This window comes from Enterobacter huaxiensis (genome assembly GCF_003594935.2).
Classification (GTDB): domain Bacteria; phylum Pseudomonadota; class Gammaproteobacteria; order Enterobacterales; family Enterobacteriaceae; genus Enterobacter; species Enterobacter huaxiensis.
On the sequence record NZ_CP043342.1, the window covers coordinates 4670444 to 4696980 of the forward strand.

Consider the following 26537-nt stretch of genomic DNA (forward strand, 5'->3'; position numbering starts at 1 on the left):
GGAACGATGCGATGCAGCTATTTATCGGCTTTGACGTGGGTGGAACGCACGTTAAACACGGCGTGATTGATGAGAACGGCAAGGAGCTTACTGCCGACGAGTACGATACCCCCGGCGATGAAAACGCCTTCAAAGAGAAATGGGAAGCGGTCGTCGCCGCGTATCAAAAGGAACATGATGTCGTCGGCATCGGCGTCAGCTTTCCCGGCCATATCAATCACCATACTGGCGAAGCGGCGAAGGCCGGCGCGCTCGACTACCTTGACGGCGAAAACCTCTGCGAGCTGTTTAGCGGGCTGACCGATCTTCCCGTCACCATCGAGAACGACGCCAACTGCGCGGCGCTGGGCGAACGCTGGCAGGGCGCGGGTAAGGACTACGCGCATTTCGTTTGCATCACGATTGGAACCGGCATCGGCGGGGGAATTGTGATGGAAGGCGATCTTTATCGCGGCTCACACTATCGGGCGGGAGAGTTTGGCGTGCTGCCCGTTGGCAATAATGGCGAATGCATGCACGAGGTGGCGTCCGCCAGCGGCCTGATGAAGGCCTGCAGCCGGGCGCTGCGGCTTTCTGAGGATGAAATGCCCCACGGCGAAGAACTCTTCAAACGGATGGAGAGCGACGTGCACCTGCGTGAAGCGATTGAAGAGTGGGCGCATTTTTTATCACGCGGCGTCTACAGCGTCATTTCCATGTTCGACCCACAGGTCGTGCTGATTGGCGGCGGTATTAGCGAGCAGGAGAAGATTTATCTCCTGCTCGATAAGTATTTGCAGCGGTTCGAGGAGTGGGAGGCGCTCAAGGTGCCTATTCTGCCCTGCGAACTGGGTAACCAGGCGGGACGGCTGGGCGCGGTCTGGCTGGCGAAACAGAAGCTGAGCCGCAGCGCTTAAGGGAACAGCTGCCCGTCACGAAGCAGATGATCGTTGCCGCGGCGGCGCGTAAAGCCTATTCGGTTGAAGTATTCCAGGATCTGAATCGCCAGCTTGCGCCCCACGTTCAGCCGATCGCGGAAATCCGCGGCGCAGGTGGATCCTCGCGCCCGATCCATCTCGCGGATCAGGTTTGCAAACGCCACGATACGATCGTTTCGGTAGTAGCGATCTTTTACGATCGCGACAATCAGCCCCTGCTGCGCAGCGTGCCGCAGAACCTGCCGCATGAGCGGCTCATCAGCATTCGTTTCGCGCGCAAGGTCGCGTACCCACCAGGGATCGTCGCCAAACAGCGGTTCTACCTTTTGCCAGATCGCCTCCTGCTCAGCCGTAAAACCGGCCTTGTGATCGGGCAGATGCAGCCAGCCATGATGGCTTTTGATCGCACCGCTCTCACGCATCTTTTCAATCAGCAGCAGCACCAGGGCGTCGTCTTCCATCGGCAGCGCCATGCGCCGCAGACGCTCGCGCCCCGGGCCGGGCTCATCCTGATGCTGCTCATGATAGGTGGCGAGCGTACTCAGCACTTTGCGCTGCCAGCGCGCCGCAACCGGCGCATCCAGCAGGCTGTATCCGGCCTGGATATACCCCGGCTCCTGAGTCAGCAGGCGCAACCCTTCACCGCTCAGCTGGCGCGCCCACGCAAAATCGGCAAGATTCACCGCGCCACGCTCAAGGTGCACCCGCAGTGCGGCTTTATCATCTCTGGCCTGCGCCAGCGTCGCCAGCCACTGAAGATACTCGGGCTTGCGTTTACCGCGACGCGGCGGGTTGAGTGCCACGACGCGCGCCCCGGCAAGCGTTTCCCGCGCCGAGATATCGCGCAGGACCAGACGATCGTTATCCGCAAGCCAGAGCGGGGAATCGAACACCAGCTCCGCGAGGTCATTCTCAAGCAGCGACACGCGACCGGTGATATGGCTGGCCGCATGGTGAATATGCAGCGGCTGCCACTGCGTGAGCGGAGTATGGGCCTGCAGGGAGACAATCACCCGTTCGAACGGCTCAGGCGGCGCGTCGGCCAACAGCCAGTCGCCGCGGTTGAGCTGCTCTTTCTCGGCATCGCCCGCAATATTGAGTGCGATACGCTGCCCGGCAGTGGCTTTTTCCGTCGGCTGATTCTGGGCGTGCATTCCGCGCACGCGCACAGGTTTGTTAACGCCGGTCAGCCACAGCGTGTCGCCCACCTTCACTTCGCCGCTCAGGGCCGTACCCGTTACCACCAGGCCAGCGCCTTTTACGGTAAACGCGCGGTCGATGGCCAGACGGAATAGATGGTGATCGGCGTGCTCGCGGGAGGTCAGCTGCTGTAAATGGCGGCGAAGTTCGTCAATACCGCGCCCTTCTGTCGCCACGGTGACGAACAGTGAGGCATCGGTGAAACCGAACTCGTGCAGGGTCTCCAGGACCCGGGCGCGTACCTCTTCAACACGGGCGTCATCCACGCGGTCGGCTTTGGTGAGCGCAACGGTCAGCTGCGGATTGCCCGTGAGCTGCAGGATCGCCAGATGCTCGCGCGTTTGCGCCATCACGCCGTCATCGCACGCCACCACCAGCAGGGCATGGTCAATACCCCCGACGCCCGCCAGCATATTAGAGAGAAATTTTTCGTGGCCGGGCACGTCAATAAAGCCCAGCACTCGCCCATCAGGCTGAGGCCAGTAGGCATAACCCAGATCGATGGTCATGCCGCGCTTTTTCTCTTCCGGCAGGCGATCGGCATTTACGCCGGTAATGGCCTGCAGCAAGGTGGTTTTTCCGTGGTCGACGTGACCGGCGGTGGCAATAATCATTTCAACAACATCTCCAGAAACCGCTCTTCATCTTTAAGACAGCGTAGATCTAACCACATTCGGCCGTCGTATATACGCCCGATAACCGGCGTTGGCAACGATCGCCAGCGCACCGACAGCGCCTCAAGCTGGCTGCCGCGCCCGTCGCGCGGGGTAAACGTGAGCGCTTCGCTCGGCAGCCTGTCTACCGGCAGCGAGCCGCTGCCAATCTGCGACTGGCAGGGTTCTACGCGAACGTCAAAATCGGGGTAGCGCGGGGCGACTTTCGGAAGCAGTAATTCCCCCTGCGCACGTATCGAGGCGGCATCGCGCGTCAGCAGGCGCAGCGTCGGCAGGCGCTCGGCCAGCTTCTCCGGGTGGAGATAAAGCTGCAGCGTCGCCTCCAGCGCGGCCAGCGTCATTTTATCAGCGCGCAGGGCGCGCTTCAGCGGGTGCTGCTGCAGCCGGGCAATCAGCTCGCGCTTGCCGACGATAATCCCCGCCTGCGGGCCGCCCAGCAGCTTGTCGCCAGAGAAGCTGACCAGGCTTACGCCTGCGGCAATCATCTCCTGCACCATCGGCTCCTTCGGCAGGCCATACTGGCTCAGATCCACCAGCGAACCGCTGCCGAGATCGGCTATCACCGGCACATTGAACTCGCGCCCGATGGCGGCAAGCTCCGCCTCTTCAACCGCTTTGGTAAAGCCTTCAATATGGTAATTGCTGGTGTGAACCTTCATCAGCAGCGCCGTGTGCTCATTCACCGCAGCCCGATAATCTTTGGCATGGGTACGGTTGGTGGTGCCCACTTCATGCAGCGTACAGCCCGCCTGGCGCATCACATCCGGAATGCGAAACGCCCCGCCTATTTCAACCAGCTCGCCGCGTGACACGACGACTTCTTTACCACTCGCCGTAGCGGCCAGCATCAAAAACACCGCCGCCGCGTTGTTATTCACAATGCAGGCGTCTTCTGCCCCGGTGATCCTGCAGAGAACATCCGCCAGCGCACGATCGCGGTGCCCGCGCCCGGCGCCATCCAGATCGTATTCAAGCGTAACCGGGGAGCGCATAGCCTGCGCCACCGCCGCCACCGCCTCTTCGGCCTGCTGCGCGCGTCCAAGGTTGGTATGCAGAACGGTCCCCGTCAGGTTGAGTACCGGGCGCAGCGCGCTTTGCGCTGTCTCCGCCAGCCTTTGCTCAACTTCCTGTTCCCACGCCGCGCACCAGGCGGGTAACGTGTTTTCAGCCTGAATATGGCTGCGGGCTTCCTCCTGGAGCTGGCGCAGCATCTCGACCGTCGCGGTATGGCCGAAATGTTCCAGAGCAGTACGAATACGAGGCTCACGGAGCAGACGGTCGGTAGCAGGAATTTGGCTGTACAGAGAGTGATGAGTAGTCATGAATGCGCCCGGCGAGTAAATATCTTCCCCCCTCCCGACGGGAGAGGGAGTTAACATGTTGGGGGATTGTACCGCCTCCCGCCGCGAAGTGTTATAACCCGCATCAAGCCTTTGGCGGTTCAGTCTGGGCAAAGCTTTCGCGCTGGAAGAGGGTTTCTGCCAGCTTCACCAGCAGCGGCCGCTCCACGCACCAGCCCGGGGAAACGCGGCGGAAGTTGAGGTAGCCAATGGCGCAGGCGATGGCAATTGTCGCCAGGTTAACATCGTCATTCTGAATTTTGCCGTCCCGGATTAACTGTTCACACACGTCCAGGCTGCGGCTGATTTTTTCGCGCTGGCGCAGCAGCTCGGTTTCGGACTGCTGGGCAGCGGGTCTTGCCTGTTCGCGCACCGAGGCAAGCGCCGCGTCCATGATGCCATCGGCCAGGGCTTCAATTTGCTTCACCACCAGCGCGGCGTTAGGATCGGCAGGCAGCATCTGGGGCGCCACGCCGAGCAGTTCAACGTATTGCGCAATAATTGGGGAATCAAACCAGCATTCGCCCTCGTCCGTCACCAGCGCCGGAACTTTTCCCAGCGGGTTGTACTGTGCCACGCCGTTTTCCGCGCTGTAAGGCTGTTCATTCACGAATTCAAATTCAATCCCTTTCTCCAGCAGGAGAATCGAAATTTTGCGCACGAAGGGACTGGTGTAGCTGCCGATAAGTTTCATTGCCTGTTCCTGACTGTCCATAAAGTGGTCAGTATGGATCAAGGCGAAAAAAAAGGCAGGTATGCGTATCGCATTCCTGCCTCAGGGGAGATTAGTGATCGAGGTAGAGGTAGTGCATCCAGCTGGTCATACGTAACAGCACTTTACGCATCACCGAGACGTGGGCGAAGTGGTCGGAATAGACCGCCACCTGGGCATAAATGCCGTCCGGCAGGGCATCGACATCGGCATTTGGCTCCAGTTCGATCAGGGCCTGCACGCCGTCGGTACCCGGTACGACCGTCAGCGCCTGCAGTGCGCCCTGCGCCTGATAAGACCCTCCCGGCACCACCGGCAGAACGCTGGTGAGTTTGCCGGTGAACACCTGGCCCGGCAGGGCATTAAACACCACTTCCGCTTCATCGCCCGGCTTCAGACGCAGCAGCGAATTCTGGCGGAACTGCGCCACAATCTGACGTTTTTGTTCAGGAATAAAGACCATCACCGGGCGCAGCGGCAGCGCAGCCGCATAGGTCCCCGGACGGATCAGCACCTGGGTGATGTAGCCGTTGCTTGGCGCACGCACCACGGTCTGATCGAGGTTATAGGTCGCTTCGGCTAACTGCGCGCGCAGAGAGGCAATCTGTGACTGTTCGCCATTCACCATGCTGTCTAGCTGACTTTGGATCTGCGTCTGCTCGGCAACGGAGCCTTTCACCATCGCATCCTGTGCCAGGTAGTTTTGACGCGCGTTGTCGATATCGCTTTCAGAGAACGGGTTAACCTTCGCCTGGCTGCCCTTCAGGTAACGCTGATAATCTTTAAACAGACGGTCGCGTTCAGCGGACACGCGGGTAGTATTGGCGACGGCCTCCGTAAGCTGTGCTTTCAGGTTGTCGATATTGTGCGTGGCGGTGACCAGATCGGCCTTCAGCCTGTCAACGCGCGCCTGGTAGCGGCCGGGATCGAGTTTAAATAACACTTCGCCTTTTTTAATAAGCTGGTTATTTTTATCGGTGACTTCTGTAACTATCCCCGTAACCTGCGGCGTAATCGGAATGGAAATAACCGCTTTTTGCGCCGTAAAGGTATAAGGATGATTATAGTTCATTAATAAGATGAGGCCCGCAACAATAAATACCCCACCTAACGTGGCGGTGGCGAGCGTCCACTGGTTTACCGGAATACGGAATATTTTAAAGATAGCCCACGCAAAGGCCACATAGGTCAGAATAATTAACAGATCCATGATCAGTGCTCCAGCGTGTTCTTATCAATAGCGGGTTGTGACGCGGCCAGCTTTTGTTCTAATTCTGCCACGCGCCTGGTCAGCGCATCCATGCCGGGAACCTCGTCAGGCGTGGCGATATGGTTCTGCATCCCCCAACCGCGATCTTCACGGTACAGGGTCGCCCAGATCCACAGGAACGGCCATATGGCATGAAGCGTAAAGAGGCTAATCCAGCCCGCCGTATGAATGGCGTCGGCATGCGGATGGTTACGCTTTTTGGCCATATTATACGGAATGTCGTGAATAGCGATGATTCCATAAAACAGAACCAGGAACACAAAAATCAGCACGCCCAGCGCGAAATAGTTGAGAAACATAATCTCCTCGCTTAAATATCGTCAACTCATTAAATTAATAAAAAGGTATGCAGCCTAATTAATTTATTTTTAAACACAGGTGTTGTGTTTATTATTTCAGAGCCGGGGAGTATGGGTTTTTATAATATCTCCGCGCAAGTTTATAAGCGTGTCAAAATATATCCTGAATAATAATAGACTTATCCTTACATTATCAGCGTAATTCAGGTTTAAATTTTTCGCCATAACACATCCTAAAAGTCTTTTTTTAGGTTTGCGTGTTGCTTTCTGACATCCTGGCAATGAACGTCAAAACAGAGTTTGCTGTCGATCGCATCCGGACAAATCTGCATAAAAATAATTTGTGAATTCAGTCACACTTCAGAAACAAACCGACGAGAGTCGAATGTGACCCTAATCACAAAACATGGGGCAAACTGCTTTATTTTTGTCCACTGTATTTTTTTTACGCGTCAGTTTTGTGATGCAGATCACTTCAATAATCTCCCCACCCCCTACATTTACGTGATTGAGATCACACAAATTTTCGCTGTCTGGACAGTTGAACGATTCAGTGCCAGATTTCACAGCATCAGAACAGGGCTCGGCTACCTCTGCCGCCGCGCATTAACAATAAACCTCGGGCCGCAAGCCTAAGCGTAAACAGAAGAAGGGGTGTTTTATGTCATCCGATTTCAAGATCAAAGTACAAAGCTTTGGTCGTTTCCTCAGCAACATGGTGATGCCAAATATCGGCGCGTTTATCGCGTGGGGTATTATCACCGCATTGTTTATTCCAACAGGGTGGTTGCCTAACGAAACGCTGGCGAAGCTTGTTGGCCCAATGATTACCTATCTGCTGCCGCTGCTCATCGGTTATACCGGTGGTCGTCTGGTCGGCGGTGACCGCGGTGGCGTAGTGGGTGCCATCACGACCATGGGTGTGATCGTCGGTGCGGACATGCCGATGTTCCTTGGCGCGATGATTGCCGGTCCTCTGGGCGGCTGGGCGATTAAGAAATTCGACGTCTGGGTTGATGGCAAAATCAAATCCGGCTTCGAAATGCTGGTGAACAACTTCTCTGCGGGCATCATCGGGATGATCCTCGCGATTCTGGCGTTCATGGGCATTGGCCCTGCGGTTGAAGTCCTGTCCAAAATTCTGGCTGCGGGCGTTAACTTCATGGTGGCGCACGACATGCTGCCGCTGGCGTCTATCTTTGTTGAACCGGCGAAAATCCTGTTCCTCAACAACGCCATCAACCACGGTATCTTCTCACCGCTGGGTATTCAGCAGTCTCACGACCTCGGCAAGTCCATCTTCTTCCTGATTGAAGCTAACCCGGGTCCGGGTATGGGCGTTCTGCTGGCGTACATGTTCTTCGGTCGCGGCAGCGCGAAGCAGTCTGCTGGCGGCGCGGCTATCATCCACTTCCTGGGCGGTATCCACGAAATTTACTTCCCGTACGTGCTGATGAACCCGCGTCTGATCCTGGCCGTTATCCTCGGCGGTATGACCGGCGTGTTCACCCTGAGCGTGCTGGGCGGTGGTCTGGTTTCTCCGGCGTCTCCGGGTTCCATCCTGGCGGTACTGGCGATGACCCCGAAAGGTGCTTACTTCGCTAACATCGCGGCGATCTGCGCGGCAATGGCGGTCTCCTTCGTTGTCTCTGCCATCCTGCTGAAAACCAGCAAAGTGAAAGAAGAAGACGATATCGAGGCCGCAACCCGCCGTATGCACGACATGAAAGCGGAATCCAAAGGGGCAACCCCGCTGGCCGCTGGCGATGTCTCTAACGACCTGAGCCACGTGCGTAAAATCATCGTTGCCTGCGATGCCGGTATGGGCTCCAGCGCGATGGGTGCAGGCGTGCTGCGTAAGAAAGTGCAGGATGCAGGCCTGACCAACATCTCCGTGACCAACAGCGCCATCAACAGCCTGCCGCCGGACGTTGACCTGGTTATCACGCACCGCGATCTGACCGAACGCGCCATGCGCCAGGTCCCGCAGGCGCAGCACATTTCGCTGACCAACTTCCTCGACAGCGGCCTGTACACCAGCCTGACAGAGCGTCTGGTTGCGGCACAGCGTCACGAAGATAACGAAGTGAAAGTGCGCGACAGCCTGAAAGACAGCTTCGACGCCAACGACAGCCACCTGTTCCGCCTGGGTGCGGAAAACATCTTCCTGGGCCGTACCGCGACTCACAAAGAAGAGGCGATTCGCTTTGCCGGCGAGCAGCTGGTAAAAGGCGGCTACGTTCAGCCTGAATACGTTGATGCGATGCTGGAGCGTGAAAAGCTGACCCCAACCTATCTGGGTGAATCCATCGCGGTTCCGCACGGTACGGTTGAAGCGAAAGACCGCGTGCTGAAAACCGGCGTGGTGTTCTGCCAGTATCCGCAGGGCGTTCGCTTCGGCGAAGAGGAAGACGACATTGCCCGTCTGGTAATTGGTATCGCCGCTCGCAACAACGAGCATATCCAGGTGATTACCAGCCTGACCAACGCGCTGGATGACGACACCGTCATTGAGCGTCTGGCTAACACCACCAGCGTGGAAGAAGTTCTGGCGCTGCTGAACAAGTAAGTTCCGGTCTATCCCCTCTCCCCTTTGGGGAGAGGGCTAGGGTGAGGGGAAAGTTATGCGGTTCCTCACCCCAGCCCTCTCGGGTAAAAACATTGATAAAGGTTAAAACTATGAAAGCATTACATTTTGGCGCAGGTAATATCGGTCGTGGCTTTATCGGCAAACTGCTGGCAGACGCGGGCATTACGCTGACATTCGCCGATGTGAATCAGGTCGTCCTTGATGCCCTGAATGCACGTCATAGCTATCAGGTACACGTGGTGGGCGAAAACGAGCAGGTTGAAACGGTATCGGGCGTCAATGCGGTGAGCAGCATTGGCGACGATGTTATCGACCTTATTGCCAGCGTTGATCTGGTCACCACGGCGGTTGGCCCGGTGGTGCTTGAGCGTATCGCCCCTGCGGTCGCGAAAGGTCTGGCAAAGCGTAAAGCGCAGGGTAACGATACCCCGCTGAACATCATCGCCTGTGAAAACATGGTGCGCGGCACCACGCAGCTGAAAGGCCACGTTCTGGCCGCAGTGGCGGACGAAGACAAGGCCTGGGTTGAAGCCCACGTCGGTTTTGTCGATTCCGCCGTAGACCGCATCGTTCCGCCGTCAGAATCTGCCACCAACGACCCGCTGGAAGTGACCGTGGAAACCTTCAGCGAGTGGATCGTCGATAAAACCCAGTTTAAGGGCGCGCTGCCGACCATCCCGGGGATGGAATTAACCGATAACCTGATGGCATTTGTCGAACGTAAACTCTTCACGCTGAACACCGGGCATGCTATAACCGCGTACCTCGGAAAATTGGCCGGTCATCAGACCATTCGTGATGCGATCCTCGATGAGAAGATCCGCGCGGTGGTGAAAGGGGCAATGGAAGAGAGCGGCGCGGTGCTGATTAAACGCTACGGTTTTGATGCTGACAAACACGCAGCATATATCCAGAAAATCCTCGGTCGCTTTGAAAACCCGTACCTGAAAGATGACGTTGAGCGCGTGGGTCGTCAGCCGCTGCGCAAGCTGAGCGCGGGCGATCGTCTGATTAAGCCGCTGCTGGGCACCCTGGAATACGGCCTGCCGCACGCTAACCTGGTAAAAGGGATTGCCGCCGCGATGCACTACCGCAGCGAGCAGGACCCGCAGGCGCAAGAGCTGGCACAGCTGATTGAGAGCAACGGCGCGCAGGCTGCGCTGGCGCAAATTTCCGGTCTGGATGCCAACAGCGACGTGGTTGTGGAGGCGGTTGACGCTTATAACGCAACCAAATGATGCAGAATGCGGCGCAGGTCATCCTGCGCCCAAATAACAGATTGTCAGATATGCAGGCAATAATGGAACAAACCCAGGCCTTTGAAAATCGTGTGCTTGAGCGTCTGAATGCTGGCAAAACCGTCCGAAGCTTCCTGATTGCCGCCGTCGAGTTACTGACCGAGGCGGTGAACATTCTGGTGCTTCAGGTGTTTCGCAAAGACGACTACGCGGTAAAATATGCTGTAGAACCGTTACTGGACGGAGACGGACCGCTGGGCGATTTATCGGTACGTCTGAAGCTGATTTACGGCCTTGGCGTGATCAGCAGGCCAGAGTATGAAGATGCCGAGCTGCTGATGGCGCTGCGCGAAGAGTTAAATCACGACGGTAATGAATACACTTTTACCGATGATGAGATTCTGGGCCCCTTCGGCGAACTGCACTGCGTAACCGCTCTGCCACCCGCCCCCCATTTTGATAACAGCGATCCCGAGCTGTACGCGATGCAAAAGCAGCGCTATCAACAGGTTGTACGTTCCACAATGGTGCTTTCCCTGACTGAGCTGATTTCCCGAATCAGCTTAAAAAAAGCGTTTCAGAAGTAAGCCTGCGCACATTGGTGTATCCTTCCCTGTAAATCCTCCGTTTTTAGAGCCATTTGTCATGAAAGAAGTCGAAAAGAACGAAATTAAACGCCTGAGCGACCGCCTGGATCTGATCCGCCACCAGATGGCGAGCCTGTCACTGGTCGATTCCGCCGAGAAGTACGCTGAACTCGAGAAAGAGACGGCCACGCTGGAAGCTGAGATCGAGCGCCTGCGCGAAGTGAAAGGCCAGAAGCTGAGCAAAGAAGCGCAAAAGCTGATGGACATGCCGCACCGCCGCGCGATCACCAAAAAAGAACAGGCTGATATGGGCAAGCTGAAGAAAAGCGCCCGTGGTCTGATCGTGGTTCACCCGATGACCGAGCTTGGCCGCGAAATGGGCCTGAAAGAGATGACGGGCTTTTGTAAGACGGCGTTCTGATCGCCAAATACCTCTGCCCCGGCAGAGGTATTTCCGTTCCTCGCCTGCGGCTTAGCCAACTTCCCGCTTACAATACCCAATGACGCCATCATATCCGGTGAGTAGCCCTACCTCTCTGCGGTCATAGATTGCTTCTATGTCAGTATTTTTGCCATTCCCCGAGATATCAAGCGTGATGTACTTCTCGATGCCATTTTTATGTAATTCGTATCGGTGGGCGTCGCCAATTTTATCGCCAGTATCTTTCAGTGAGTAACCGTGGTTCATCGCAGCCGTCTCAAGGCAGTCCAGAGTACGATGGAGCTTTGCGGGGTAACTGATCCGCTCCACCGTCATGTTATTGAAGTCGTTGATCATACCTGCACAGCCCGAAACAACCATTGGCAAGGTAAGAACTAATAGCTTACTTTTATGGAACACACGCATTATTTGAGATCCTCTAAAAAAAACAACGCGTAAAGTATCGCAGGCTTTAGTCGTTGTTTTAATGAAAAGCGTAAGAATTTATCTGGCTAGAATAATCCCGTTATTTTTCCGAAATCTCTTTCACATCACTTGGGTGTAGTTGATGAATGTTTCCATCGGCGTCGCGGTAAGAAATCAGCCCGGTATCCTTATCTTTCATCGGCTTGCCATGGGCAGTCATCATATGGCCGTCTGGCGTGGAGATAACATAGTCATGTGAGCAGGCGGTGATTGAGCATGCCGCGCTGAAGAGAATGACGAGGGGAAACAACTTCATGGTGCGCTCCTAAATGGCGAGAACTGATGATACGTCAGTGGATAAAATAACAGCTTGAGTCCGGATATAATCACATCAAAGCCAAACGACGCGACAACCACTCTGGCTGCGCAGGCCAATTGCTACACAATATCCGTTGCTGTGAAATCACTGTTACTTATTTGCTAAATAATGAATTACTGGCGCCTATCAAATAAACTATTCAGTATTTAACGCACGTATACTGCGGAGAATATGTACTGCTCACAATCAGCATATTACCTTTGACTTTCTTCAAATTAAGAGTAATCGATTGGTTATCGCTGGTATTCTCTAGCCACATCTGCTGGAACGTCTCATCGGTTGTTCGATTAAGGGGGGATGAGGTTATTTTACTAATTTTAAAAGTATAAGTTTCCGTATCGACCTGTTCGCCCTGCGAAAGATAAATTGTGCGCTCGAGATAGGTATTCGAGTCCGGTGATTTCACGTAACCTTCATACTCCAGCATCCCTTCAACTTTATTATATAGCTGGAGATTTTCTACCAGTGAGAAGATTAGTGCGCCGTTTTCAGTATCAATGGTTGCCCTGCTAAACGCCTTACATTTTAAAGGGGGAATACCCCCATTGAGCGACTGAATTACCAGTAAGGAGAACAGCATAAGGGCGCCCAGGATACCCGCAATCGGCCAGAATTTATTCATCGATTTTTATTCCATTTATAATGGTAAAAATTATCGCATGACACCACTTCCTGGGATTTGCCAGCATGGCAGTAAGAAAATAGCTCTCTGGTATCATCTTTGTTCGAAATACTCGCTTCGTTGCTGTATATAACTACGTCATTCTTTTTACAGACTATCTTTTTTTGCTTCATGACTTGCATGATTTTGCTTAATACCAGCCGGCTCTCTTCTTCTGAAATATTATGCACATAATGTATATCGCAGAGGCTATCTGAAGTCTGAAGCTTCGTCACGCCCTCAACGGTATCATTATAATAGGCATAACCCAGTACGGCCGCGATTATCAGGAATACCGTAAGCAGGCTTAGGATAATGCGGTTTTGCAGAGGGCTAAAACGACGACGATGAGGTTGAGACGAAGCAGGCGGAGCCGCACTCACTTCCATAACTTCAACGTGGATTGCCGCATTGAGCTTAAACCCCACCTTTGGCAGCGTGACAATCAATTCATGGCAGCCCAACAGCGCCAGGTTACGGCGAAGAATACTGACGTATTGATTTAAATTACTTCCTGAAGCATGCAAGCCGTGGTTATCCCAGACGGTTTCAAGCAGATATTCGCGTGTCAGCTCTTTTCCTTCAGAAGAAAGGAATGTTTCCAGCAGGCGTGCAGCAGGTAAAGCCAGCTTGATGACATCCTCGCTGGAAGGTAACTGTAAAGTACCGTCGTCGCTGTTAAATATAATCAGCCTATCAATAAGATACTTCATAATTTCCTAATCAATAGAGAAAACATCGTCTGACCAGCAGGTGATTACAATAAGTATACAGGTTAACAGGCACGATCAGAACCCATCCATCCTGCACTACGACGCTAAGTTGGCAGAGACTTGAATTAGTCAAAATGACTGCAATAATTAATTTTTTAAGCACATAAACCTATATATAACTTCATTATTGAATTAAATTGTCGACAAAGCCCATTTGCGGTTTCCTTAAGATGTTTGATGAATGCAGGCAAGCGCTTGCGATGGTCCTACCGAACGGGAACTGGATTGTGGACATTTCTTTCACTGACTTTTTGACAGTATTGTCATTAGCGCTGGATCTCCGTGATCCTCAAAATGGACGGCGTGGAATTCGTCGTGCCTTTATTGCTATGGCTTTTTTACGTGAACAAGGTGCCAGCCTTTCTGAGCAGCAAGATGTGTATATCGCCGCATTACTTTATGAGCTTGGCGTAAAAGGCGCACACAATTTATCCCACTGCCGGGAGGCAGTATCCCAGATTTCTTTATTATCAAATAGTGCATCACTGATATTTGAAAAATCAGCCCAGGCTACTCACAGCCGTCTGCTCGATTTGGTCGATAATCTAGACCTTCTCGCCTTATATGAATTTCCGTCAGGAAAATATCCTTCCTCGGCAATAGAGACCCTTTGCGACTCCATCGGATCCCGCTATTCTCTTGATGACATTCTTACGCTACGTGAGCTTGAGCAGTGCCCTGAAATATGGCTCAAGCTGGCATCACCATCGTTATTAAATGACGTCCGGGCTCAGTCGCCTTTTTTATCGCAGAAACTTCAACAGGCCGAACTGATCCAGCTTGCAGCTTTGGTCGCAATGACCGTTGATCAGCATTGCCAATACCCCGATCCCCGTTCAGTCCTTGTCGCAAAATACTCTGTGTGCCTTGCAAAAATGTACGGGTTTTCCCCCACAGGAATTATGGAAATGCGCCTGGCGGGTTTACTCCACGGACTGGGAAAACTGGCCCTGCCCTCCCGTATCTTTACCAAAGCGGATTATGCGCTGGAGAAAAACCATCAATCATTTAAGTCTTACCCACTGGCGACCCGAGAAATCCTGTGCGGAATACCCGGCATGTACCAGATTGCAATGATCGCCAGCCGTCAGCACGAGCAGCCAGATGGAAAAGGATTCCCTGACGGTTTAACAGGCACACAGTTGGATTTGAGCACCAGAATGATATCCGTCGCCAGAACCTATGTTTCGTTGCGTGCACGTAATGGCGGCAAGACGATGTTATCACCCGCTGCCACACTCAGCCTGATGAAAATGAAGGCAACAGAGGGCTTGCTAGACCTTGATATTGTCAATGCGCTGGAAGGGGTAATTTACAAAATGAGGTCAATGGAGGGCGTAAATGATGATTAGAATTATATTCGAGGTATTTTCTGTACTGGTCTCAATTTGGTACGTCATATGGATATTGATAGAAGGTCTCGGGAAATTTTAGTTTCTTACGTCTTATTTTTCACGTTATACATTAGCGGTAAAAAGCAACAAGCAATCCCCTCGTACGTGCGGCATTCAACCACTTCAACTGCATATGGCCCGCATTCCCTGGCAGAGCAAACGACTGGTTATCGCCGGATGAAACGTGGAAAGAAGCAATGCGGTTCATTTTTTTATGGTTACAGCTGGTGCTGATATCACCGTTTGAAGCAGAGATATGACATGCAGCCTCGGTGATCATTCCCTTAAATGAGATCGTGGTTTGCGAGGCTGCTGAACAGGTGGTACTAAAAACAATAAACATCATAGCCAGGAAAATACGCATCATTGTCATCTCTCAGGGAAAAGTATGGGTGGAAACACATCCCACCGTTCATGCATCTATATAACCATAGAATTTAAAAAACCCGGCATCATATGCTGCACATCACACATAAATAGATATTTAAACCAGTAAAGAGTAATTTGACGGCATCCATTTAGAGGTTTGAACTGGTTTTTAGCACCAACGAAGCGCTCAAATATGCTCAATAACAGAATTAAAGAAGAGATTTGCAGGGAAGTGAGGTAACGAAGCGAAAAAAAGGGATGTTGTACATCCCTTTTTTTAACGCGGTTTGAAAAAGTGAGATTAGTAGCCGTTGCAGGTGAAAATGTAGCTGAGAGGGGTGCCAATCAGATAAAGATTATCTGAAATGTGGTTGATATCAAAAGATATGAGCGAACTGTCTCCCGTTAACTCCATCAGAAACATTTCGAACGCCTTGTCGCTTACCGTATCGTTAGCGGCTCTATGGATGTCCGTTATGTTAAAAAGCCAGGTGTGCTTGTAGGCTTTCTTACCATTTTTCATATAGATGACACGATGCAGCTTTTCGCGCCCTTTGACCGTGGAGACATAACCTTCGAGGGTAAGGTAAGCTGCATCGGGACCCGACACGCGTAGATCCTGGTTAACCATAACGCTTTCATTCTCAAGGAAGTAACGCGTGGGCCCGTTGCAGCGGAAATCGCCGAACTGCTCTTCATGTTTGGCTTCAAAAAGAGAAAATATCAGGCCTGTAAGGAAAATAAAACATACCAGCAGGATTACATATTTTTTTCTATTCATGATGCTCTTTCCACCCTGAATAGAAAAAGTCTGTACAATTCCCCAGCGTTTTTTCGCCAACATTATGACAATATGAAAGGAAGGTCCGCCCGTAGTCATCGTCATCCGGTATAGGATCCACGTTATCGAACAGCAGGGTGTTCCCTGCATCACATTTGAGTTTCAGTTCTTTGAGCATCGCATTAATTTGATTTTTCGCACGCAGTTTTTCGTTGTCGCTGAATTTATGCAGATAAAGCGCATGGCAATTGGGCGCGACTTCAACCATCTCACTGCTGACAATGTCGTAGTGAGACGTAAACTGCTTAAGGATAATAAATCCCGCTAAGGGGAGGATGATGCACAGAAAAGCGATGACAATCATCCAACGCTCTTTTCTGTTCTTTTTTTGCACAGAATGAGGAGCAGAAAAATGTACGTTTTCACCGGGGCCGGCACGCATCTCAATGCTGATAATGGTATTGAGACGAAAGCCAATTTTAGGAATAGTAATGAAGAGATTTTCGCATCCATGAGACGCCAGCGTTCGTCGCAACATACTCATGTATTGATTTAGATTGTTGTTTGATCCACGCAGCCCATTTTTATCCCAAACTTCAGTCAATAAATAATCTCGGGTAACCAGCTCACCCTTCGACAGAATGAGCAGTTCCAACAACTGACTTGCTGGAATACTGAGCTTAATAAATTCATCATTATCCCCGCATTCAATCGTATGATCGGCGGGGTTGAATAACATGTTATCAGATATACAATAAAGCACAGTCGCAATCACTGTTTAAAAAGTAGGGACAAACTTTATCAGATCCCTAAACAGAGAAAACGACCGATACCTATATACTCCTTAAACCTGACGGGAAGGCGGGAGATTGTCCCGCATCAAAATAACATATTCACCCTACTATTTTACAATTTAATAATAATGACTACTGTTCATTCATAACAATCGCTATTGATTGTCCATCCAATAAAATGGCGATTTAAAATGCTATAGACAGTAGCCCACCACTCAGCACGAGCCCTGCACCCAGCAGCGATAAGCCCGTTAATCTCAGATTGCCAGTGATTGCATTCCATACCATGTTGATGCACAAGCATGCCCCTGCCACCGTAATGAAGATAAGCGCAAAATCCAGATATGCGATATAAGTGGATAGCGCGTAATAGGATAATAGCGACGTAAGCAAGTAAAGAGCGGTAGGTAATTTCTTGTTGAATCGCTGAGTGTAAGGAAGCAACGTAACCCCCATCGCTCTGGTCAGAACGGTGATTATCAAATAGCTGGTCAAATGTAGTGTTTGCATCAATGTAACTCATCTGCTTTGGTTTTCATCAGAATGAAAAAACCGACCAGGATCATTACCCAGGCAAGGCTCGCTTTGCCAGAGGGCATGACATCGAAAAAGGCATAGTTAGCAACGACGGCAGTCAGCATCATTGCCCCGGTTATAATCGTGCAGCTTACGATGCTATCTGCAGGATCATCTTTATTTTCCGACAACGAAATAACGTAACCGCCGCTCATCTGTACGAGTGCGCTACACCAAAAAAAGAAATTGCTCGATGAATAAACAGCCCATGCCATCAGACACGTCGCCACTACGCTGCTAAAAATAGTAATAAGTAAGCCGTATCTGCTGTTACTTAGCCACATAGTTGTTCCCTAAATAAAGGTTTTTGTGTGGCTCAAATATCACCATTACCAATGATTAACAGCAAGATAAAAAGGTCATCCTGATATAATTAGATTTTTATTTTGCATTCAGGACCAAATTTATAAATTTCCTCTACCGCCGCAAAGTGACAATCAAAAGCACCCCCAACAATTGCGCGTATGCCATCCTCGATGGCATACCCTTTAATTACATGCGTTTTAGACTATTTGAGTGTAACGAGAACCGTTGCATCAGCTGAAAATTTCCCGTAGTGCGGAGTATGGCCGGGAAGCATAATGGGGCGGGCGCGATAGTTGAATGAAGAAGAGGCGTTATGGGTTACTGCATTAAACGCCACAGGTTCACCGTGCGTATCAACAATCTGTATGCCGATATTATCCAGCTGTGTAGGCAACGTATTGCTGTCCACAAGACGGCCATGGAAGGTGAACTGAATATTCACTTTTCCGTAGTCCTCTGGATTCATGCACACAACGGGAATTTTAAAGCTGGCACTGGGTAAATCCTTTCCACCCTTTTTTAACGAGAAAGACGGGAAAGGGACTTTAATTTGCTGAGCCGTCACGCCGCAAAGCGAGGTATTTATAACCACTGCAGGCAAATTTATACGCAGTAAAGGATGCGTTTTCCCATAAATACTCAGCGACGGCAACCTATACTGCCCGCCGTGCAAATCACCAATCTTGTAGAGACGCAGTGAGAGGTTATCGCCAGGTAGCCAGTTTGAGAGCCTCGACACGCATCGCTCATTGCCTTTTGTACACAGACTAAAACCAATGCCTGGCACGTTCGTTTTAAAAATGCTCCTTGAGGTGTCCCACATCCCGGCATCCGTTTCAACGGATAGCTCGTTTTCGCTCAATGCGCTGGCGGCCAGGGAAGAGAGTGGCAATGTCTTTAGTAATGTTCCATCCTGCAGGCCCGCGATATTTTGCAACGTCATGTTGGGCATATTTTGTACCAGGCTGGCTGCAGAGGTGGAGAATGAGGCGATGAGCGCCAGCAAAGCGCCCTTTTTTATCGGCATTGTAATTCCCATATGTGCTGTTTCTTATTAACTGCAGAGAGGTCAACGGCGCAGTCTGAATCAGAAGCGGTATCCCCGGCATGGTAAGGCCAGCGATGTTCGCGAATATCAAGCGCGATTAATCCACCAGCCGATACGATCCCGACAGGCTTGTTATCTGCGTCATAGATCTGTGTGCCAAACGGCTCAGCGCCACCTTTCGTACTATAGATGTGCGCATAATGGATCTGCACCCGCCGGGCTTTGGTGTCTACTTCCACAATGGCCCCTGCACGTGGAACGTTTTGATAGATGTTATTGTCGATGGCGATCTGTTGATGGAGCCCCTCAGAAGAGAGCGATGTGTCGTTGTAGCGATAAGGGGTCAAATTACTCACGATGGCGTTGCCAAAATAATCCGTCGTGACGTCATTGTTGTTTGTAATATGAAGCCCTGAAACACGATCGGTGTGGACTAAGGCGATGCTCGTGCCCAGGGGTTGCCCGAGCGTCACGCCGTGATGGTGCACGATCATCGCCCCATTCAGACCGGCGGTCATTTCCTGACTGTCTCCATTATGGCTCCACCCCGCACGGAGAATCCCTTTGCTGGTGCTCCAGTCCAGAGACGAATCATATTGTCGCTGCCCTGTAGTCGATATTCCTGTGTCATAGCTCAGACTGTCGTCGTCAAGCAAACTGCCAGAAAGCGAAAGTCGGTTATCCGCCGTTGTACCGTGGGTCTGGTTGTAATTAAGGTAGTGGTTGTTCTCTTTCCCCAGAGGGAGCGAGACGTTGAATGAAATCGTATTGTCGGTACTGCTGCCATACTGATGATTAATACTGGCGATGAATTGCATGCTGCGGAGGCTGAAGGTGACGCTGCCGCCAATGGCCCTGCTCGTTTCATTCACAAAGCCATACTGCTGCGTGTAATTTACTGTCACATTGACCTCGGCCAGCTGCTGGTTAAGCTGTAGCACGTAGCGGGACTTATAATCGTTGCTGGGCGTCGCCCTTACGGCATCCTCGAAGTCTGCATAGCCACGGGATAATCTGTTTTCCGCAGTTAAATAGAGGTAGCTATCTGTCTCCCTGATACTATGACTCAGGCCTGATTTAATAACATAACCTTGTTTTTTATCTGGGAAATTACTTTGACTTTTATTCACCGTGGCAAAAAGTCCGCCAAGCCATCTGATGTTTCCGCCTGCGCCAGAGGCAATATTGCGGTAATGATTTGCATACTGGAAACCGTTGATCAGCGTTATCGAGTTAGTCACACCGTACAGGCTGTTGGTTTCCAGTAATTTCGGGGATGCGCTTAGGCTCCGGTTTCGACCCAGATAGACGCTGTAACGGAACACCTTTTCAGGTACCAGGATGTTGACCGTATTGTAAGGCTGAACAAAATGGCGGGTTTCCCCGTTGGCTTCTATCACCGAAATATCCAGGTCACCCGCGTTCGATGAAGCGGGTATATCTTTTAGCGCAAAAGGTCCAGGCGTAACTTTTCGTGTCGCGATAACCAGATCGTTTTGTTTAATAACGATGGTCGCGTTCGATTTAGCCACCCCTGAGATCACCGGGGCATAGGTGCGCTGCGCGTTTGAGAGCATTTCACTGTTCGTGGCAAGCTTGACGCCTCGCAAATTCTGAGCGGCAAACAGATCGCCCGAGGTAAAAAAGTCACCGACCACTGCAGTGCTTCGCAGCGCATCCACATCATGACTGAGAGAGTTAGTACTGCTCACATAGCGCAGACTGGCGCTATCGGTTTTGGTCATAAACCCGTTGTTTCTGAACTGAAACCCGGCGAGATTGACGCCGTTAGTAAAGTTTCCGTAGAGGGATTTAACGCGCGTCGTGCCACGCGCATCGTCATAGTTAAGGTTGTAGCTGGTAAACGCCGCAGCAATGCCGTCCTCCCACTCTTCAGTAGGGGGAAGATCGTTTTCTGATATCGTTTTCTGGTATTTCTGTGGGATCGTAATCGAGAGCGTATTTTCGCCTTGATCCAACTTTACGCTGGACCCTGCGATGTAATCCGTCAGCGGCCGGGGGTCATCAAAGCAGTGTTCAACTATCACCCCCCATTTTTTTAGCGTGCCACAGGAAAAAACGGCGCTGATTTTATCGTCGCTGATTTTTTTGTACGTTATGTTTTGCCCTTGCAATTCTTTATCGTTCAGGTAGACGGTCAGGGTATAGTCACCTGGCAACACGTCGTTTCCTTTATCGAACTCAGCAGCATCCTTAATGCTTACGCCACCCACATTTTCGAGAAGAGAAAGATCGTACTTTTCTTCAGCATGGGCGACTGGAAAAATAAAAAACAGAAGAGAAAAAAAAGCATTTTTCTTCATGGGAAGGGGTTCGGTTTTCAGGATAACCAGCGACAGAAATAAGACAATAACCTTGCCACAGTTTACTTGTGGCAAGGCTTTCGAACTTACTTATTGATACGTAATTTCAAACACTGCATCGGTTGCAAGTGTACCGCCAGTCACATCGCCTTTATAGCGGGCATATTTTGCAACAAGGTCGAGATTGTTATTTTTATTAAGGAAAGCATTTTCAAGCCCAGATTCCTTTGCTGTTAAATCCGTGCCGATAGGTAATAAATGATTTCCGCCATTGGAAAATATTTCCACACCAACACCTTGCGCTGTTCCTTTACTATTTTTAAGAATGTTGTGATCGCCTTCCCCGTTAATTTTCATACGTAAATTTGAGGGATTATTACCATCAACACAGTCAATTTCGAGTGTGAAGTTTTTCGCCGCCGTATCCAGTACCTCGCCTTGCGCCAAATTCATAAACTGGGAACTGTTTACGCTATCAAGAGATACGTCCAACGACTTAGACTTGAAAGAACATGTTGGTTCAATTACCTGTCCTGTAAAGTGGACAGTCGTTGAATGGGTTGGTTTATCAGCTGCAAATGCAGAACTGGCTAAGCCAGCGAGGGCGAGCGCCATTGCCATAGAAGTTAATTTTTTCATTGTATATCCACTTTATTTACACAGATTTCATCGGAAATGTGATGAAGCCATTTCTGTTACGTCACCGAAATCGCTGATGGCACTCCAGGTGACAGAATTACATTTCGCCGTGCCTTGCAACTGCATACGTTTTTTTGAAAATGGCGCAATCATATCGACATTTAATTTGGTATGGCCGTCAGTCATCGCACTATCAATAGTGATGAAATAAGGCGTTGGATTATTTACCTCAATACTATTGCCCGCACATTGCCAGATGAGTTTTTTCCACGCATCGCCAGATTCGGCCTCAACACCCGCGGGTCGATAAAATACTTTTATTTTCGTCTGCATCGCTAACAACAGTTCTGATCCTGAGGCATTAGCATCAACCTTAGGGATCTCTTTTACATTGAGCCAGAAGAGCTTCTCGCTTTTATTATCCTTGAGCGCGGGATCTACCAAGTTAAATCGTAATTCAACCTTATGATGTGCTTTTATTTGCGCGACCGGCGGCTCAACCAAGATACCCTGCTGAGGTTTACCTGATTCATCTTCTACCCAGCTCTGCATGAGATAATCATTGTCAGTGGGATTATCCACTTTGAGCGAGACTTGATTTTCACTTGCCGGGAATACGACTCTCGTTCCACTGAGCACCAGCGCCGCCCTGGCGTTAAAAAACGGCATCAGCAGCATCGCCATAACCAGCGCTCTGCCTGTGCAAAGACGTATCAAAGAACACATTTTATTAACCCATTTTAATACCGAGACGTTGTACGGAAACCGTTCGCGATCGTCACAACATAATTGGTGATTTAACCTGCTAAGCAGGATAGGGGTTTCAGAAAGAAGTTTCCTAAACGCTTCAAAAATGGTCGTTGGCACTCCTGGTTTCGGTGAACATTTATCGCCAAAAGTAAATTCGCCGCTGATTTAATGTTAATGAATGCGCTACTGCCAGCCCGCGAGATTTGGTCCTACCAATGCCAGAAAAACTGTCTCACCTTTCACAAAACGGTTCGAACCCCTCACAAAATCATTGCTCGTACATAACATTTGATTAACCATTCATTGTCATTAACCCTACATCACACTATTGGCAGGACCACTTTTACGCAGACTGTGACGCAGAGATGAGCGCAGACTCACCCGACGCGCAGGCTGCAGGGTCCCCAGGAGACCTGCATGAGCCTCTGGCAACAAAACTACGATCCGGCCGGGAATATCTGGCTGTCGAGCCTGATCGCATCGCTTCCGATCCTGTTCTTCTTCTTTGCGCTGATTAAGCTCAAGCTGAAGGGCTACCTTGCCGCGACGTATACCGTTGCCATCGCCCTGATGGTGGCCCTGTTCTTCTACAAAATGCCGGTCGATCGCGCGCTGGCCTCCGTCGTCTATGGCTTCTTCTACGGACTGTGGCCAATTGCGTGGATTATCATCGCCGCCGTCTTTGTCTATAAAATCTCGGTGAAAACCGGGCAGTTCGACATTATTCGCTCGTCGATTCTCTCCATCACGCCGGACCAGCGCCTGCAGATGCTGATCGTCGGCTTCTCCTTCGGGGCGTTCCTGGAAGGGGCGGCAGGTTTCGGCGCGCCGGTGGCGATCACCGCCGCGCTGCTGGTCGGGCTGGGCTTTAACCCGCTGTATGCCGCGGGCCTGTGCCTGATTGTGAATACGGCGCCGGTGGCGTTCGGCGCAATGGGTATTCCGATTCTGGTAGCCGGACAGGTCACGGGCCTGGACAGCTTTGAGATCGGCCAGATGGTGGGCCGCCAGCTGCCGTTCCTGACCATCATCGTGCTGTTCTGGATCATGGCGATTATGGACGGCTGGCGCGGCGTGAAGGAGACCTGGCCTGCGGTGATGGTGGCGGGCGGTTCGTTCGCCATTGCCCAGTATCTCAGCTCCAACTTCCTCGGCCCGGAACTGCCGGACATCATCTCTTCCCTGGTATCGCTGGTGTGCCTGACGCTGTTCCTGAAACGCTGGCAGCCGGTGCGCATCTTCCGCTTTGCCGATATGGGCGCCTCACATGTGGATCAGACTCTGGCCCGCACGGGCTATACCGCAGGACAAATCGTTCGCGCCTGGTCACCGTTCCTGTTCCTGACCGCCACCGTGACGCTGTGGAGCGTACCGCCGTTCAAAGCCCTTTTCGCCCCGGGCGGCGCGCTGTACGACATGGTAATCAACATCTCCGTGCCGTTCCTCGACAAGATGGTTGCCCGTATGCCGCCGGTGGTTCACGACGCCACCCCGTATGCAGCGGTGTTCAAGTTTGACTGGTTCTCAGCAACCGGTACGGCCATCCTGTTTGCCGCTATCCTTTCGGTGGTGTGGCTGCGCATGAAGCCTGCCGCCGCGGTGCAGACCTTTGCGGCGACGATTAAAGAGCTGTTGCTGCCAATCTACTCCATCGGCATGGTGCTGGCGTTCGCGTTTATCTCGAACTACTCCGGCCTGTCGTCGACGCTGGCGCTAGCGCTGGCGCACACCGGACACGCGTTTACCTTCTTCTCGCCGTTCCTCGGCTGGCTGGGGGTGTTCCTGACCGGTTCCGATACCTCATCAAACGCCCTGTTTGCCGCCCTGCAGGCAACCGCGGCCCAGCAGATTGGCGTTTCTGACGTCCTGCTTGTCGCGGCGAACACCACCGGCGGCGTGACCGGGAAGATGATCTCCCCGCAGTCCATCGCCATTGCCTGCGCCGCGGTGGGGCTGGTGGGCAAAGAGTCGGATCTGTTCCGCTTTACCGTAAAACACAGCCTGATATTTACCTGCATGGTGGGAGTGATCACCACGCTGCAGGCCTATGTCTTAACCTGGATGATTCCATGATAGTGATGCCCAGACGCCTGTCCGACGAGATTGCCACTCGCGTGCGGGCGCTGATTGAAGAACAACATCTGGAGGCGGGCATGAAATTGCCCGCCGAACGCCAGCTTGCCGCCCGGCTTGGCGTGTCGCGCAATTCACTGCGCGAGGCGCTGGCGACGCTGGTCAGCGAAGGGGTGCTGCTGAGCCGTCGCGGCGGCGGCACTTTCGTGCGCTGGCAGCATGATAACTGGTCCGAGCAAAACATCGTTCAGCCGCTGAAAACGCTGATGGAGAACGACCCGGACTACAGCTTCGACATCCTCGAAGCGCGCCATGCCATCGAAACCAGCACCGCGTGGCACGCGGCGATGCGAGCGACCGAGGCCGACAAAGAGAAGCTCAAAGCCTGCTTCGAAGCCACGCAAAGCAGCGACCCGGACATCGCCTCCCAGGCGGACGTGCGGTTTCATCTGGCGATTGCCGAGGCGTCGCACAACGTGGTTCTGCTGCAAACCATGCGCGGCTTCTTCGACCTGCTGCAATCCTCCGTGAAGCAGAGCCGCCAGCGCATGTATCTGGTCCCGCCGGTTTTTGCTCAGCTAACCGAACAGCACGAGGCGGTGCTCAACGCCATTCTGGCGGGTGATGCCGAGGCCGCGCGTAAAGCGATGATGGCGCATCTCGGCTTCGTGCACACCACCATTAAACAATTCGATGAAGATCAGGCCCGACAGGCGCGCATTACCCGTCTGCCTGGCGACAACGATATTTCCAGGGAGAACAAAGCATGATTATTTCAGCAGCCAGTGACTATCGCGCCGCGGCGCAGCGCATTTTGCCGCCGTTCCTGTTCCACTACATCGACGGCGGGGCGTATGCCGAATATACCCTGCGCCGCAACGTGGAAGATCTGTCTGAGGTGGCCCTGCGCCAGCGCGTGCTGAAGAATATGTCTGACCTGAGCCTTGAGACGAAGCTGTTTAACGAAACGCTCTCCATGCCGGTGGCGCTCGCGCCTGTGGGCCTATGCGGCATGTACGCCCGCCGTGGCGAAGTGCAGGCCGCCGCCGCGGCGGACGCCAAGGGTATTCCGTTTACGCTTTCCACCGTGTCCGTCTGCCCGATTGAAGAGGTCGCCCCGACCATCAAGCGCCCGATGTGGTTCCAGCTGTACGTCCTGCGCGATCGCGGCTTTATGCGTAACGCGCTGGAGCGGGCCAAAGCAGCAGGCTGCTCTACGCTGGTCTTTACCGTGGATATGCCAACGCCGGGCGCGCGCTACCGTGATGCCCACTCCGGCATGAGCGGCCAGAATGCCGCCCTGCGCCGCTACTGGCAGGCCGTCACCCATCCGCAGTGGGCGTGGGATGTGGGGCTGAACGGTCGTCCGCACGACCTGGGAAATATCTCGACCTATCTCGGTAAACCAACCGGGCTGGAAGATTACATCGGCTGGCTGGCGAACAACTTCGATCCGTCGATCTCGTGGAAAGACCTGGAGTGGATCCGCGAATTCTGGGACGGCCCGATGGTGATCAAAGGGATCCTCGACCCGGAAGATGCCCGCGACGCGGTGCGCTTCGGCGCGGACGGGATCGTCGTCTCTAACCACGGCGGACGCCAGCTCGACGGCGTGCTCTCTTCTGCCCGCGCGCTGCCGGCCATCGCCGATGCGGTGAAAGGCGATATTGCCATCCTGGCCGACAGCGGCATTCGCAACGGGCTGGACGTGGTGCGCATGATTGCCCTGGGCGCGGACAGCGTGCTGCTGGGTCGTGCGTACCTGTACGCGCTGGCCACCAGCGGTCAGGCGGGCGTGGCAAACCTGCTGAACCTGATCGAGAAAGAGATGAAGGTGGCGATGACGCTGACCGGGGCGAAGACGATTAGCGAAATAAGCAAGGATTCGCTGGTGCAGGAGCTGAGTAAACTGCCTGCGGCGCTGGCACCGCTGTCGCAGGGCGACGCTGCTTAAGGTCTGATCCCCTGACCTGGCCCTCTCCCCAAAGGGGAGTGG

The 26537-nt window shown here is 52.5% G+C and carries 26 protein-coding genes; 9 read left to right on the forward strand and 17 right to left on the reverse strand.

Translation table 11 applies throughout. The features are described 5' to 3' along the window. Positions 1-11: 11 nt before the first annotated feature. Positions 12-896, forward strand: coding sequence for an ROK family protein (locus D5067_RS22250; RefSeq protein ID WP_119938200.1), 885 nt, complete (start codon positions 12-14; stop codon positions 894-896). On the opposite strand, the gene selB is transcribed toward D5067_RS22250, so the two are convergent. The 5 genes from selB to D5067_RS22275 all read right to left on the reverse strand — a co-directional run bounded on the left by selB (position 893) and on the right by D5067_RS22275 (position 6412). After that, positions 893-2731 carry a selenocysteine-specific translation elongation factor gene (selB, locus tag D5067_RS22255; protein ID WP_119938199.1) on the reverse strand — a complete coding sequence of 613 codons (1839 nt, stop codon included), beginning with the start codon at positions 2729-2731 and terminating at the stop codon, positions 893-895. The genes D5067_RS22250 and selB overlap by 4 nt on opposite strands. Beyond that, positions 2728-4113, reverse strand: a complete 1386-nt coding sequence (selA, locus tag D5067_RS22260; RefSeq protein ID WP_119938198.1) for an L-seryl-tRNA(Sec) selenium transferase — start codon at positions 4111-4113, stop codon at positions 2728-2730. Before selA ends, selB begins: the two co-directional genes overlap by 4 nt. Before the next feature lie 103 nt (positions 4114-4216). Beyond that, a complete protein-coding gene (locus D5067_RS22265) occupies positions 4217-4825 on the reverse strand; it encodes a glutathione S-transferase (RefSeq protein WP_119938197.1) in 609 nt (202 codons plus the stop codon). Positions 4826-4916: 91 nt separating this feature from the next. After that, on the reverse strand, positions 4917-6053 hold the full coding sequence (locus tag D5067_RS22270; protein WP_119938196.1) for an HlyD family secretion protein: 1137 nt from the start codon (positions 6051-6053) through the stop codon (positions 4917-4919). Positions 6054-6055: 2 nt separating this feature from the next. Further along, positions 6056-6412: a DUF3302 domain-containing protein gene (locus tag D5067_RS22275; protein WP_108418119.1), complete on the reverse strand. Its 357-nt coding sequence runs from the start codon at positions 6410-6412 to the stop codon at positions 6056-6058. A gap of 661 nt (positions 6413-7073) precedes the next feature. Between D5067_RS22275 and D5067_RS22280 the strand changes: the two genes are divergently transcribed. The 4 genes from D5067_RS22280 to D5067_RS22295 all read left to right on the forward strand — a co-directional run bounded on the left by D5067_RS22280 (position 7074) and on the right by D5067_RS22295 (position 11248). Continuing rightward, positions 7074-8981, forward strand: coding sequence for a PTS mannitol transporter subunit IICBA (locus tag D5067_RS22280; RefSeq protein ID WP_119938195.1), 1908 nt, complete (start codon positions 7074-7076; stop codon positions 8979-8981). A gap of 110 nt (positions 8982-9091) precedes the next feature. Continuing rightward, entirely contained in the window at positions 9092-10240 is a 1149-nt protein-coding gene (gene mtlD / locus D5067_RS22285) for a mannitol-1-phosphate 5-dehydrogenase (RefSeq protein ID WP_119938194.1), read from the forward strand. Further along, positions 10237-10827, forward strand: a complete 591-nt coding sequence (mtlR, locus tag D5067_RS22290; protein WP_119938193.1) for a mannitol operon repressor MtlR — start codon at positions 10237-10239, stop codon at positions 10825-10827. The genes mtlD and mtlR overlap by 4 nt, the downstream gene beginning before the upstream one ends. 58 nt (positions 10828-10885) lie before the next feature. Beyond that, complete coding sequence (locus D5067_RS22295; RefSeq protein WP_119938192.1) at positions 10886-11248, forward strand: YibL family ribosome-associated protein; 363 nt, start codon at positions 10886-10888, stop codon at positions 11246-11248. Positions 11249-11299: 51 nt separating this feature from the next. Here D5067_RS22295 and D5067_RS22300 read toward each other — a convergent pair whose 3' ends face one another. The 4 genes from D5067_RS22300 to D5067_RS22315 form a co-directional block, all read right to left on the reverse strand. Continuing rightward, on the reverse strand, positions 11300-11674 hold the full coding sequence (locus tag D5067_RS22300; protein ID WP_119938191.1) for a hypothetical protein: 375 nt from the start codon (positions 11672-11674) through the stop codon (positions 11300-11302). Between the two features lie 100 nt (positions 11675-11774). Next, positions 11775-11990 carry a YgdI/YgdR family lipoprotein gene (locus D5067_RS22305; protein WP_119938190.1) on the reverse strand — a complete coding sequence of 72 codons (216 nt, stop codon included), beginning with the start codon at positions 11988-11990 and terminating at the stop codon, positions 11775-11777. Positions 11991-12192: 202 nt separating this feature from the next. Then, positions 12193-12675 (reverse strand): FidL-like protein, encoded by a 483-nt coding sequence (locus tag D5067_RS22310; RefSeq protein ID WP_119938189.1) that lies wholly within the window; start codon positions 12673-12675, stop codon positions 12193-12195. Further along, positions 12672-13427: a winged helix-turn-helix domain-containing protein gene (locus tag D5067_RS22315; RefSeq protein WP_119938188.1), complete on the reverse strand. Its 756-nt coding sequence runs from the start codon at positions 13425-13427 to the stop codon at positions 12672-12674. The genes D5067_RS22310 and D5067_RS22315 overlap by 4 nt, the downstream gene beginning before the upstream one ends. Before the next feature lie 287 nt (positions 13428-13714). Here D5067_RS22315 and D5067_RS22320 point away from each other — a divergent pair, with 287 nt between their 5' ends. Then, complete coding sequence (locus D5067_RS22320) at positions 13715-14839, forward strand: HD-GYP domain-containing protein (RefSeq protein WP_160117948.1); 1125 nt, start codon at positions 13715-13717, stop codon at positions 14837-14839. Positions 14840-14951: 112 nt separating this feature from the next. Here the strand turns inward: D5067_RS22320 and D5067_RS22325 are convergent, their stop codons facing one another. From D5067_RS22325 to D5067_RS22360, 8 genes are all read right to left on the reverse strand, one after another. Continuing rightward, on the reverse strand, positions 14952-15248 hold the full coding sequence (locus tag D5067_RS22325) for a YmdA family protein (protein WP_119938186.1): 297 nt from the start codon (positions 15246-15248) through the stop codon (positions 14952-14954). A gap of 303 nt (positions 15249-15551) precedes the next feature. After that, entirely contained in the window at positions 15552-16031 is a 480-nt protein-coding gene (locus tag D5067_RS22330; RefSeq protein WP_160117947.1) for a FidL-like protein, read from the reverse strand. After that, positions 16024-16770 carry a winged helix-turn-helix domain-containing protein gene (locus tag D5067_RS22335; protein ID WP_119938184.1) on the reverse strand — a complete coding sequence of 249 codons (747 nt, stop codon included), beginning with the start codon at positions 16768-16770 and terminating at the stop codon, positions 16024-16026. The genes D5067_RS22330 and D5067_RS22335 overlap by 8 nt, the downstream gene beginning before the upstream one ends. Before the next feature lie 564 nt (positions 16771-17334). Then, entirely contained in the window at positions 17335-17685 is a 351-nt protein-coding gene (locus tag D5067_RS22340) for a hypothetical protein (protein ID WP_133302841.1), read from the reverse strand. A gap of 224 nt (positions 17686-17909) precedes the next feature. Next, a complete protein-coding gene (locus D5067_RS22345; RefSeq protein ID WP_119938181.1) occupies positions 17910-18746 on the reverse strand; it encodes a fimbrial protein in 837 nt (278 codons plus the stop codon). Further along, on the reverse strand, positions 18725-21079 hold the full coding sequence (locus tag D5067_RS22350) for a fimbria/pilus outer membrane usher protein (RefSeq protein WP_119938180.1): 2355 nt from the start codon (positions 21077-21079) through the stop codon (positions 18725-18727). The genes D5067_RS22345 and D5067_RS22350 overlap by 22 nt, the downstream gene beginning before the upstream one ends. A gap of 90 nt (positions 21080-21169) precedes the next feature. Then, positions 21170-21718, reverse strand: coding sequence for a fimbrial protein (locus tag D5067_RS22355; protein ID WP_119938179.1), 549 nt, complete (start codon positions 21716-21718; stop codon positions 21170-21172). Between the two features lie 27 nt (positions 21719-21745). Beyond that, a complete protein-coding gene (locus tag D5067_RS22360; RefSeq protein WP_160117946.1) occupies positions 21746-22402 on the reverse strand; it encodes a fimbrial biogenesis chaperone in 657 nt (218 codons plus the stop codon). A gap of 483 nt (positions 22403-22885) precedes the next feature. On the opposite strand from D5067_RS22360, the gene lldP reads away from it, so the two are divergent. The 3 genes from lldP to lldD are packed head-to-tail and all read left to right on the forward strand — an operon-like array spanning position 22886 to position 26495. Next, positions 22886-24541 (forward strand): L-lactate permease, encoded by a 1656-nt coding sequence (gene lldP / locus D5067_RS22365; RefSeq protein ID WP_119938177.1) that lies wholly within the window; start codon positions 22886-22888, stop codon positions 24539-24541. Then, positions 24538-25311: a transcriptional regulator LldR gene (gene lldR, locus D5067_RS22370; RefSeq protein WP_119938176.1), complete on the forward strand. Its 774-nt coding sequence runs from the start codon at positions 24538-24540 to the stop codon at positions 25309-25311. Before lldP ends, lldR begins: the two co-directional genes overlap by 4 nt. Further along, positions 25308-26495 carry an FMN-dependent L-lactate dehydrogenase LldD gene (gene lldD / locus D5067_RS22375; RefSeq protein ID WP_119938175.1) on the forward strand — a complete coding sequence of 396 codons (1188 nt, stop codon included), beginning with the start codon at positions 25308-25310 and terminating at the stop codon, positions 26493-26495. Before lldR ends, lldD begins: the two co-directional genes overlap by 4 nt. The last annotated feature ends 42 nt before the right edge of the window (positions 26496-26537 follow it).